Annotated in this window: 10 protein-coding genes; 4 read left to right on the top strand and 6 right to left on the bottom strand. The window is 31.4% G+C overall.

What is annotated here, in order from left to right; genetic code table 11:
* Positions 1-67 precede the first annotated feature (67 nt).
* Both GJV77_RS09255 and GJV77_RS09250 read right to left on the bottom strand, forming a co-directional pair.
* Positions 68-1,621 (bottom strand): histidine kinase, encoded by a 1,554-nt coding sequence (locus tag GJV77_RS09255; protein WP_240142847.1) that lies wholly within the window; start codon positions 1,619-1,621, stop codon positions 68-70.
* An 11-nt stretch (positions 1,622-1,632) separates the two neighbouring features.
* The gene (locus GJV77_RS09250) at positions 1,633-2,856 is read right to left on the bottom strand and encodes an exo-beta-N-acetylmuramidase NamZ family protein (protein ID WP_155036085.1); all 1,224 of its coding nucleotides are present in this window, start codon (positions 2,854-2,856) and stop codon (positions 1,633-1,635) included.
* A gap of 7 nt (positions 2,857-2,863) precedes the next feature.
* On the opposite strand from GJV77_RS09250, the gene GJV77_RS09245 reads away from it, so the two are divergent.
* Positions 2,864-4,099, top strand: coding sequence for an ABC transporter permease (locus GJV77_RS09245; protein ID WP_155036084.1), 1,236 nt, complete (start codon positions 2,864-2,866; stop codon positions 4,097-4,099).
* Between the two features lie 149 nt (positions 4,100-4,248).
* Here GJV77_RS09245 and GJV77_RS09240 read toward each other — a convergent pair whose 3' ends face one another.
* A complete protein-coding gene (locus GJV77_RS09240; RefSeq protein WP_155036083.1) occupies positions 4,249-4,389 on the bottom strand; it encodes a hypothetical protein in 141 nt (46 codons plus the stop codon).
* Between the two features lie 483 nt (positions 4,390-4,872).
* On the opposite strand from GJV77_RS09240, the gene GJV77_RS09235 reads away from it, so the two are divergent.
* Positions 4,873-6,618 (top strand): NERD domain-containing protein, encoded by a 1,746-nt coding sequence (locus tag GJV77_RS09235; RefSeq protein ID WP_155036082.1) that lies wholly within the window; start codon positions 4,873-4,875, stop codon positions 6,616-6,618.
* A 53-nt stretch (positions 6,619-6,671) separates the two neighbouring features.
* Positions 6,672-7,130 (top strand): FKBP-type peptidyl-prolyl cis-trans isomerase, encoded by a 459-nt coding sequence (locus tag GJV77_RS09230; RefSeq protein WP_262885837.1) that lies wholly within the window; start codon positions 6,672-6,674, stop codon positions 7,128-7,130.
* Between the two features lie 197 nt (positions 7,131-7,327).
* Here the strand turns inward: GJV77_RS09230 and GJV77_RS09225 are convergent, their stop codons facing one another.
* Entirely contained in the window at positions 7,328-8,203 is an 876-nt protein-coding gene (locus GJV77_RS09225) for a helix-turn-helix domain-containing protein (protein WP_155036080.1), read from the bottom strand.
* Between the two features lie 571 nt (positions 8,204-8,774).
* Complete coding sequence (locus tag GJV77_RS09220; RefSeq protein WP_155036079.1) at positions 8,775-9,296, bottom strand: GNAT family N-acetyltransferase; 522 nt, start codon at positions 9,294-9,296, stop codon at positions 8,775-8,777.
* Positions 9,297-9,491: 195 nt separating this feature from the next.
* Here GJV77_RS09220 and brnQ point away from each other — a divergent pair, with 195 nt between their 5' ends.
* Entirely contained in the window at positions 9,492-10,841 is a 1,350-nt protein-coding gene (gene brnQ / locus GJV77_RS09215; protein ID WP_155036078.1) for a branched-chain amino acid transport system II carrier protein, read from the top strand.
* Positions 10,842-10,871: 30 nt separating this feature from the next.
* Here the strand turns inward: brnQ and GJV77_RS09210 are convergent, their stop codons facing one another.
* On the bottom strand, positions 10,872-11,807 hold the full coding sequence (locus GJV77_RS09210) for an MBL fold metallo-hydrolase (RefSeq protein ID WP_155036077.1): 936 nt from the start codon (positions 11,805-11,807) through the stop codon (positions 10,872-10,874).
* Positions 11,808-11,929: the final 122 nt, after the last annotated feature.

The following is an 11,929-nucleotide window of genomic DNA, read 5'->3' as shown; positions in this document are numbered from 1 at the left end:
TTGACTTAATTTAAAACTAAAAATTTCTAGGAGTGAGTGGATTGAATTGAGGAGTGAATGGCTATTTTTAACATTTGATCAAAGGCAATTCACAGACAAAGTTCTTGTTTTGTCTTGCTGCATAAAAATTATTGATATTGTGATAGCTATAGATAGTATTTAAATAGTTTAAACCAAAAAGCTCACTTTCAGCTTTTACTTTTTTAGGTTGGTAATTATTGACAACTTTAACTAATTCATTATCTATCGTAATGTGTATAGACAAAGGTGTTTCTATCGTCGCAATATTGTGTTTGAGTGCATTTTCAGTAACTATTTGAAGTGCTAAAAATGGTATTTTAGCTTGTAAACCTTGACTTCTATTATCAATTATTTCAAATCTTATTTCTTCTTTAAAACGAATCTTTTGTAATGAAATAAACTGATCAATAAAGGTTAACTCATCTTCTAAATCGACAATATTGTTATTAGGAGGTGTAATTAAATAGCGGTATATCTTACTTAAATTCAGTGTGAATACTTGCGCTGTTTTTGGGTTTATATTAATCAACATATACAGTGAGTTCAATGAATTGAATAGGAAGTGTGGATTAATCTGGTTTTTGAGTTGTTGTAATTGTATTTGCGCTTTTTCTTTACTGATTTTTTCGTTCTCTACTGCTAGTTCTTCTTTTTCGCTGTAGAGTTTTCTAGTAGCTAAGTTGAATAGATAGAAAAGAAATACAATAACACAGACCGTTGTGATAAATATAAGTATAGTGTTGCGCTCTATTAACTCTATGTTGTCATCCACGTTAAACTTAGGAAAGTTTACTGTAATATATCCTTTAAAATTATTAGATCTGAATGGGCTGACAAATCGAAATACGTCTAGTTTTAAATATTCTGATTTAACTACATCTGGGGTCTTTATTTTAGTAGGGGGTAAGGTGTCTTTAGGACTAATATTGTCTAAGCTAAAAACATTCTTACCAATGAGTGAGGCTTCAGGGTGGTAGATGCACAATCCGGTATCTGTAAAGATATAGGCATAGTTAGGAGCAGTGACATCTATTGTTGTTAGATAGTTGTGAAATAAATTAATATCGATTGTGATACCATATACTAGTTGTCGGTTATCGGGTAGTAGGTATACGTCATACATTAACCAATAGTATTGTCCATTGTGTTGGATAAAACTATTTTTATTGGAATCAATAGGTGTAGTGATGATATGATTGAGAAAGACATCATCTTTTTTTAAGGTGTTTTTAGAGCCAATATAGTAGTCTTGGATATTTTTATCTTTATCCATAAGCAGATACCAATTGGTTATAATGATATCTTTTGGGCTATTGATTTCATTAAGAGCTTCGTATTTTAAACGTAAGTCTTTAGTGTCTGTGTTTTTTGATAATCTCTCTAGGGCTAGTAAGTAATCGTCTATTTGGTTAAATTCTTGTTGTAGAGAATTTAGTTTTTGATAGAAGTTTTTCGTTGTAATATATTTATAGGTCTCTTGGTTGTTTTTGTTGATAGAGTTACTTAATATAAAGATAGCAACCATTGTGATCAATAAGACGATAAGACCTATGAACATGAATGAACGCTGAGAGAGATATTTTTTTGTTTTCGACTTCAATACCGATACTTTTAATATATTAAATACGGCTGACGCATTGTCTTAAATAATTGTAAATCAGGTTCCCAACTTTTTCGAATGGCCTCTTCTGGTGTTCCTGAGACGATTTGCTGTTTTAATTTAGTCGTCCCTGCTAATTTAATAAAGAAGTTGTTGAAAAAAGTATCTTTATTTGTTGCATTAGCATAAGCTTTTAACAACCACTTAATTTCTAATTGTTCCACATCCGCTATTTGACTGAGGTTTTCTCCATGGCAAACTTTACCATTGTTCATTGGGTTTTTAGCTCCTGCATTTGGTCTTGGAGTAAACGAATATGACATATTGGTAAGATTTGGAGAACCGTAGATTTGAAATTGCAAATCGGTACCTCTACCTGAGCTAACATTAGTGCCTTCGAAGAAGCACAAGCTAGGATATAGGTTTATTGATTTTTGGTTTGGTAAGTTAGGTGAAGGGGCTATTGGTAGGTTATATTTGGACTCTCTAGTGTAATTTAATACAGGTATGATAGTCAGATCACATAAAATATTATTGGCTAACCACTTTTGTCCATTAATCATCTGTCCATATTCACCAATAGTCATACCATGCATAATTGGAATAGGATGCATACCAACAAAACTTTTATTTTTTAACTCTAAAGTTGGCCCATCTATGATTGAAATGTTTGGATTTGGACGATCGAGTATAATGACTGGAATATTGTTTTCAGCACATGCTTCCATCACGTAGTGTAGCGATGATATGTAAGTGTAGAAGCGTGCGCCTACATCTTGTAAATCAAATAGCATTACATCAACGTTTTTGAGTTGTTCTTTCGAGGGTTTTTTACTATTTCCGTATAGAGAAATAATTGGTAAACCAGTCTTAATGTCTTTTCCATCTTTGATTAATTCACCTGCATCTGCTGTTCCTCTAAAACCATGTTCAGGAGCATATATTTTAGTTAAGTTGGCCCCTATATTTAATAGGTAGTCAACAACCGACATGTCGTATTGATCAGAAGTCAAGTTACTCTTTATAATACCAGTTTGATTAGTTAAAATCCCGACTTTTTTACCCTTTATTAAAGGAAGATAAGCCTGTGTGTTTTGGGCACCAACCATTATATCTGTAGATGTCGTTATTTTTTTTATTTCAAGTGTTTGAGCTTGCACCTTAAAATTTACTAGGTTGAAAAAGACTAATACTGAGAATAAAAATGTATTTTTGAGCGTTAAATTTGATATCATATTTACTTTGAAGTTAGAATATTTTATAACTAAGCGCTTAGTAGCGGCTAAGAATCATAAAAGTAGTATTTCTACACCAATTATTAAAATTGCTATTACTGCTATAGCAATGGGAATTGTTATGATGTTAGTTTCTGTTGCTACGGGTTTAGGTTTAAAATACAAAATTAGAGATAAAATTTCAGCTTTTAATGGTCATGTAGTAATAACTAATTATGATAATAATACTTCTGATCTTACGCTAAAACCACTGTCTGCCAATTTGGAGAAATATGATGCATTTGGAACCGTGGATGGAATCAAAAGTGTTCAGTCCTATGCATCAAAAGCTGGGATTATTCGTACAGAAACCGCTTTTGAGGGGGTGATATATAAAGGTGTAGATTCTTTATATGACTTAGGAGAGATAGAGCGCTATCTTGTCGAAGGTCGTCTGCCTCAAAAAACTACTCAAATGAGCAACGAGGTTTTACTTTCAGAATATATAGTTAATCGTTTAAACTTAAAGTTAGGAGATAAAATTGTTACTTATTTTTTAAAAGAATGGGGTAATAAAATACCTAATGTTCGGCAGTTTGAGATCGTAGGAATTTACAATTCAGGTATCCAACAGTTTGATGAGAATATTGTAATTGGAGACTTAAGACACGTCCAACGCCTTAATCGTTGGTCTAGTGCACAAGTCGGCGGTTTTGAAGTGATTGTTGAAGACTTTAAAGATATTGAAAAGGTTGGGGCACAGATTTATTTAGATTTACCTTCAAATGTAGATAGTAAAACAATTATTGAAAAGTATAATAATATCTTTGGGTGGATTGATATGTTTGACTTTAATATTATGGTCATCATTATTATTATGATCGTAGTTGCATCTATTAATATGATAGTTGCTTTGTTAGTCTTGATTTTGGAACGCACGCAAATGATAGGTATTTTAAAAGCTTTAGGAGCTAATAATTGGACAGTCCGTAAAGTGTTCTTGTATAATGCAGGTTATCTGATTGTGAAAGGACTATTATATGGTAATCTAATTGGTCTGGGTTTACTATTTCTACAGAAGTATACAGGATTAATTAAATTAGACCCAAGTGCCTACTACGTGCGTGAAGCTCCTGTTCTAATTCGTTTTTCAGATGTTTTATTATTGAATTTTGGGGTTGTTGTTGTATCACTCATAGTTTTATTGATTCCATCATATTTAGTTACTAAAATTTCCCCGATAAAAGCTATCCGTTACGATTAATCTTTTTTGATTATTTGTTTATACTATCATCCTATCTGTAGTTTCTACCCTATAGTTCGATTCTTATTTCTACTTTTAGAGCCTTAGTATATTGTTTTGTGTTTAGCATTATATTAGGTCATTACTATAATTTCTTTTAAGGTATTTAATTAGAGATACTCTTTACTTTGCTTAGTGATGTTTCCTTGGGGTAACCTTGAAGTTTGCTTTGACAAATTGGAGGTTTTACCAAGTAAAGCACGTGGATATCCGAAGAACCCCTCAGGAAGTGCACCAAAAAGAGTGTTCATAGAATAAAACTTATTGATTGTTGTTTCAATTTAATCTAAATAAGTTGGTTTTTAAATCGATCTATAGTAATTTTGCGATCCGAAATAATAGATGTAGTTATAACTTGATTTAGTTTGTTCTTGGTTAGAATAAAAGTTTTAAAAGATATAAGTCTACAGATATAAGCATAAGACTAGCTTTTGACATGTTAAGGTGATTTGCTTATTTTTCACTTTCCAATTCAAAGATTTGGTAAATTACTGAATGCGAAAGTTAGTTTATGCTTTTTTTCTCTTCTTGTCTCACAATAGAAAGTTTATTTTCTTTAAACTTTATTTCTTTTTAGTCATTTTTCTCAGTTCAAATAAGTTTGTTTTATTATTTGCTAATATATGATTCTTTAGCAATGTTTAGTTTAAAGGCGTTTTTTTAAAATATACATTGTAAGAACCTTTTTTTCTTTTTGATTATACATTACCTTAGATATTAAAACTTGAGAAGTTATGCCTTTACAGATATATCCAGAATATTCTATTGATGCCTTGGAGGAGATGCTTATCGATGGGGTAAAAATACCTTATGGAGAATTTTTAGTTTATAAAGATTTAGTAGAATCGCTTAGTGATAGTGTGCATGCTTGGTATGTATGGTATAGTTTAAGGTTGCCCTTCCACGATAATTCAATGGTTCGTCGAGGAAAGGCTGATGCGGAGATCGACTTTATTATAGCTTCGAAGTTTGGTATAGTTGTATTAGAGGTCAAAGGTGGTAATATAGCAATTGATAAGGGACGATTTTGTTATAAAGATGGAAAGCATATCAAATGGTTGAATCAAAATCCATTTGAACAAGCTAAAGGATATAAGTATACTTTAATGAATAAAGTATTTCCAAACTTTAAACATGTCCTTTTTTGTGATGCAATAGCTTTTCCAACGACTAAAATTCCAATCCAAAATACTATTTACGATGGTAATCTAGTGTACAGTGAGTATACTAAAGAAGAGCAATTTCCGACAATTGAGCAGTTTCTTTTACATATTTACTCATATTCACGAACTAAGTTGGAGTCCGTTCATCCAATAGTATTTTCTAATTTAACGGAAGGAGAGTTAGATACAATCGTCAATACTTTTAGTCCTGATGTTAATGATACGACCATGTTTGAGTCTAGAGATACACTTTCGTGGTTGAAGGAGCGAAATTTAGAGACACTCTATTCTTTGTCAGAAAATCCACGATTGATGATTGAAGGAGCACCAGGAACAGGAAAGACAACTATGGCTCGTGCATATGCAGAAATGCAAACTGGGCGTAAAGGAATTTACCTATGTTGGAATAAATTGTTGTGTCGTTATAATAGTGAAGTATTTAAGAATCTTAAGCTTTCTATTGATTGTATGACTTTTGTCGATTTTGTTACTACTAATCTTCCAAATGTTGATGAAGGAGACCTAGTTTATCTAGATGCAGAAGAGTTTGCGGTGTATATTAAAAAGACAATTACTTTTTTGAGTGATAGTCATCACTTACCAAATTATGATTATATGATAATTGATGAGGCACAGGATTTGTTTGATAGAAACTTACACTTGGTAATGCATAAAATGTGTGGTGATCACAATGGTATGAAGCAAGGTAATATTATGTTGCTTTATGATTTAGATCAAAGCTTTTCACTCTTCGGGCGCGATGTATCAGAACATGCTTATTTTTTGAAGGAGTATTTTACTCACTTTAAGTTGCACAAGATTAGACGAAGTGCACAGAAGTCACAAATCAGGAAAATAGCCGAACACATTCAAGCAGAACCAGAGGACTGGTATAACATTACTATTCACCAGGAGGAATACGATGAAATTGAGTTAGAATCTTTTTCTAATAGAGAAGAGCTTAAGACTGCTATTGTTGAAGTGATAAAGAATATTAATGATCCAAGCTCTTCACTAGATGCCGAAGACGTTATTGTATTAGTGCAAAGTAAGGTTTGGCGTCGACGAAACACTGTTGCAGACTTAATTGTCGAAATTGGTATGGAAGAATTAACTGTACATAATTTGACATTATCACCAACTAATTTACAATATACAACAGCTGTTAAGTTTAAGGGGTTAGAACGTAAGAACGTTATTCTTATCGTGGACAAGCCGAATAAATTAACTCCATATGAATGGTATGTGGGATGTACTAGAGCAATTGATAATCTCTGTATATGGCAGTTGGACAACTATGAAGAGGAAGCCGGATAAGTTAAAAGACTTTAAAGAAAAATAAGAGAATTACCGATGATAGTAAGTTATCTTTGCAGATTAAAATTTTAGAAATGAGTGTAGCAGAATTGTTAAAGAAGAAAAGAGAAGTATTAGCTAATAAAAACCTTGAAGATGGTAAGTTGTTTTGTCAGGAGGCAGCTAAAAAACAAGGAGTACATGTCACAGAGGAAGGAATCATTTATGAGATACTAAAAGAGGGAAGAGGAGAGCTTCCTTTGCTTAATGATCGAGTAGAAGTTCACTATCACGGGACAACTATTCATGGAGATGTTTTCGATAGTTCTGTGGATAAGGGAAAAGCAGCGATTTTTACTATTGATAGATTAATTAAAGGTTATCAGATTATGTTGCCAAAGTTTCAAGTTGGAACAAAATTTAAAATGGTTGTTCCTTCGGATTTAGCATATAAAGATCAACATATTAACAAGTTAATTGGTCCTAATAGTACATTAGTTTTCGAGGTTGAATTGCTCAATATTATAAAATGAAAGTAGCCACCTAAAAGGTGGCTACTATGCAATAAAAAAAGATTAGGGCTACTGTTTCTTCATATATTTTTCTTGCTTGAAGAAAGAGCAATAATTATACATGTGAAGTAATTTAAGTGATAATTACATTCTGAATGTAAAAATATGACTTTAAAATTAATTAAACTTAATTCACTATTGTTAAATTTACGTTACTCCTATGCTTTTCTGTATCCTACAGGACTTACTTTTGTTGCTTTTTTAAAGAAGCAACTAAAATATGTAGGATATTCAAAACCTAGAGCATAAGCTATTTCAGATACACTCCAATCTGTTGTCAGCAGCAACTTTTTCGCCTCTGTTAAAATTCTTTCTTGTATACAAGTTGTAGTCGACTTACCTAATACTTTGTTGATTGTAAAGTTTAAGTGATTGGTATGTACGTGAAGATTCGAAGCAAAATCGTTAGCTGTCTTTAAATCTAAGACATCATGCACAGAGGTAATTGGAAATTGTTTCTCTAAAAGTTCTAAAAATTGCGAGCATAGACGGTGAGGCGCATTTTTTTGGCTTTCAACTGTATGTGCTACATTCAATTTATTGCTTTGATGTATGATTATTTCAATATAGTTTCTCAACAACTCTGTTTTTTGAGTATAAGATTCGTTATACTCATCTCTCATTTGTTCGAAAACAAATGAAATTAGGTTTTCTTGTTCAGTTGTAAGGTGAAATACTGGGTTTTGTTCGAGATGAAACAATACAGATCTCATCAAGTTACTCTTAAACCCAAGGAAATTATTACTGAATAAACAGAAATAGCCTTCTGGGGTATTAGAAATAGGTTCGAATGTGTAAGGTGATAATGGATTAGAAAAGAACAAAGTAGGTCCTTCTAATTCAATTACTCTAGTACCGCTAAAAAACTTGCTCTTGCTTTTTAGATAAGAGACTTTGTAGTATGACGTCATGTTGTAGGGGATGATTAGTTTTTTCCCTTCCTCCTGCGTATAGATTTTAAAGTCTTCTTTTGGTAGTTTTCTTGATTCTATCAAATTTGATGGAATTTGAACTTGTTGTCTTGTGTTTGTCATAATAGTTAGTTCTGTGTGTTGTCAAGTTGACTACGTCTTGGTCAACACAAATTCATAATTTTTAAATTTTCTCATTTTTTGTTATTTAATTGATTTTGTCTATGTTTATTGTTATAAAGGTATTAACATAATATTTATTAATGTTGTGTAAAAAGATTTTTTTATTGTCTTTTTTACTTAAAAAAGATTTTTTTTTACAATTAATGTGTTCGTTTTTTATTTTTGTTTCACTTTTTTAAGTATTTATTCTTTGTTTTTTATAGGATTTTTTATAATGTGTTGTCTTTTTGGTTGTCTTTTGCTTTAAAAAAGTTAATATATGTTAATATTTAAATTTTAGTAAGTGTTTTTTGTGTATTAGTGTAATATAATTTATTCTGTGTATTTTAACGTCAAGTACTAGTAGTTCTGTATTGAGTAAATGAGGTAATTAAAATAACTTATAAACAGTGCTGTTGTTTATTTAATCGAGGAAGATTTTTATACGTATAAATTAAGAATAGTAGCTTGTAAATCGAATGTTTACTAGACCAATGTTGTGGGTACTTAGGAAATTTTATTTTTAAGCGATTTATAATTCTTTTTGTAGAGTCAATCGTACGATAAGTTTGTCAATTGTAGTTTTAGCGATGAGTTGATAACTTAGATTTCTTAATAATTGGTGTGATGCAATGTTTTGTTCAATAAGTTGTGCTATGATAAATTGTTTGTGTAATGTCTCTTTAATATACGTTTCGCAATTTTTTACTAATTCTGTTCCTAGTCCTTTTTTCCAATATCTACGATCTATAATGTATCCAATTTCTACTGAAGTAGGTTTTTCTATATAGGGAAATAATCCAAATTCGCCAATAACCTCATTGGTTTTTTTAAATAAGATTTTGTAGATACCGTATGATATGTTGTATAGGCCTTTGTTAATTGAGTATTTTATTTCTAAAGAGTTTTTATTATATGTTTTCTTCTTATTAGGTATCCACATCATTGTTTCATGATCATTGTGTATATTCAATAGTTTATCTATCTCTAGGGAGTTTTGAAGGTCAATTTTTGCAACTATTAATCGTTCGGTTTCAAATATTATTGTAGACATAAAGAATAGGTTTAAAAGGTAAACGTTTATATTGTATAATTTGCTAAAATAGTTGAATTAATAACAATTTTGCGTAATATTTTTATATATTGTACGCCTATTTTTATATAAATGTAAAATTAACTTAGCCACTATAGGTTAGATATTAACTTCTATTCTTAATAATAATTAAAGGATAGTGTAAAAAAATCACGGATGAGTAAAAAGAAATTTTTTGATGCGCTAACAATCGGTTTCGCTCTGTTTGCTATGTTTTTTGGGGCAGGGAATATAATATTACCTCCCATCATTGGTTTGTTGACAGGGAAGGATTGGGATTGGTCTGTTACTGGGTTTTCCTTAACGGCTATCCTAGCACCGTTTTTAGGAATTATAGCTGTATTGTATTCTGGAGATGAGTTTACTGATTTAGGAAAACGAATTAATAGTCTTTTAGGTTGGATTTTGGCAACTGCTATTGTTTTGAGTATTGGGCCTTTTGTTGCTATACCAAGAACAGCAGCTACTACTTTTGAAATAGGTGTTTTACCTGTTTTTGAAGATTTTAATCCTGTAATATCTTCTATTGTATTCTTTACAATAACTTTAGTGTTGTCTATATCACCATCTAAAGTTGTTAGTATTATTGGTAAGTATTTAACTCCTGTCTTATTAGTTTTGCTTATTGTATTAATATTTTTAGGTGTTACTAATCCAGTTGGTGACTTACAGGATATGAAAATATCTGGTTTAGAGGCTTTTAGGAAAGGTTTTTATGAGGGATATCAAACGATGGATGTGTTAGCTTCGGTGATTTATGCGGGTATTATAATTTCAGCGGTAAAATCTCGGGGATATACTCAATTAGAAGAGAAGACAAAAGTAACTTTTATGGCAGGCTCTGTAGCGATCTTCTTTTTGCTGTTTATCTATGGAGGATTAGTTTATTTAGGAGCTACATCGGACTATCCGTTAGATGAGGAGTTAAAAAGAACAGAATTGTTATTGTACATATCTAATAGTGTTTTAGGAGGTAATGGGACAATTGCTTTGGCATTATGTATAGCTTTAGCTTGTTTAACTACTGCAATCGCTTTAGTTTGTGCGACAGGTACGTTTTTTAGTCAATTGACAAAAGGTAGGTTGAGTTATCGTTTTGTAGTTGTAGTGACATGCGTGTCTTCGGCTTATTTGGCAGTGAAAGGAGTAGATGATATTATAGATTACGCAGGCCCATTTTTAGGAGTTATTTATCCGATTACGCTTACGTTAATTTTGTACATGGTTGTGTTTGGAAAATATGTTAAACGCAAGGCTCCGTTTGTTGGTGCGATTATTACTACAACATTAATAACACTTTATCAGTTCTCTGTTTATATAATAGATTTGTATCGTGAGTCTTTGTTTGAAACTGAATTACATGCAAAAAACACTATTGATAGTTTAAATAGTTGGATTGAGATTATTCCAATGAGCAGATATGATGTCCCTTGGCTGATACCTTCTTTTATAGCTTTTGTGCTTATTTTCTTGGTTGGGAAATTCTGGACAAAGGATTCTGAATAATAAACAAAGGTCTGCATAGCAGACCTTTGTTTATAATGGTATTTTTTTTCCTTGCTCGGGAAAAATGTAGTTTACTTTAAAAGGATTGTTGGATTCTAACTCTTGTTTAATGATTTTAATTTGATCACCTTTTGGTTTTAGGTGAGTAATAACAATATTAATTCCTTCGAGTGAATGATTAGATAAATGATCTAGTTTAGTTAATTCTTCTTGTAGTAGATTTGGAGTTAAGTGTCCATAAAGTTTGTTTTCTGGCTGTAGATTTGGGAAGGATACCTCTATTAATATGGTGTGTAGATTTTTGTTTTGTATTAATGGAGCAATGTATTCCCAAATTTTATTTAGATTGTCTGTTTTTTCTACTCGATCAGCACCCGTATCACCGAAATACAATATATACTCATCGTTATTTCGCACTAGAATAGCCGAGCTTTTCTGGGGGTTAACATGGCTTAGTTCAAAAACCTCTGCTGTTAGTGAGGTGTTTTCTAATTCGAAGGTTTGATAAGGCGATAGTGCTTTATATTGGTATTTTCCAATAATAGGTTTTTCTCCTTCACTTCCAAAATTAGCCCATGATGAATTTCTAAAATAGTTGTTTTTGAAAACATCAATAACAAAAGGAAGTCCATAAATAGGTTTTCGACTATCATCAGGAGAATTGATTATAAGTCCTGATAAATGGTCTAGATGTCCATGTGAAATGAAATATCCCTTGATATAATTTTGAAGGATATTTTCTGTTGTAGTATTAAATGTTCGATGTTCGATTGTTTTTTCAATACCAGCGCGAATAGTTCCTGCGTCTAAGGCGATGTAACTTTGACTTTCTTCTACTCCTATAAGATAGCATGATAAGTTACTTTCAATTCCTCCTCCATATACTCCTAAAGGAATTATCTCTAATTTTTGAGCATAACTATATAAAGTGCTGATTAGGCATAGCCCTAAGATTGTTTTTTTCATATTAGATGATATTTGTTTACAAAAATACTTGAATAACTCAATCTTTGCGGTATTGCATAAAATTAAAGTAGTAAAAAATTAGTTATTGGTTTGATTAGTAGGGGTCCGCGTAAAAAAACATT

It is taken from the genome of Myroides pelagicus, assembly GCF_009711055.1.
GTDB classification, from domain to species: domain Bacteria; phylum Bacteroidota; class Bacteroidia; order Flavobacteriales; family Flavobacteriaceae; genus Flavobacterium; species Flavobacterium pelagicum.
The sequence above is the reverse complement of the archived record's forward strand: the minus strand, read 5'-3'. Positions and strand labels throughout refer to the sequence as shown.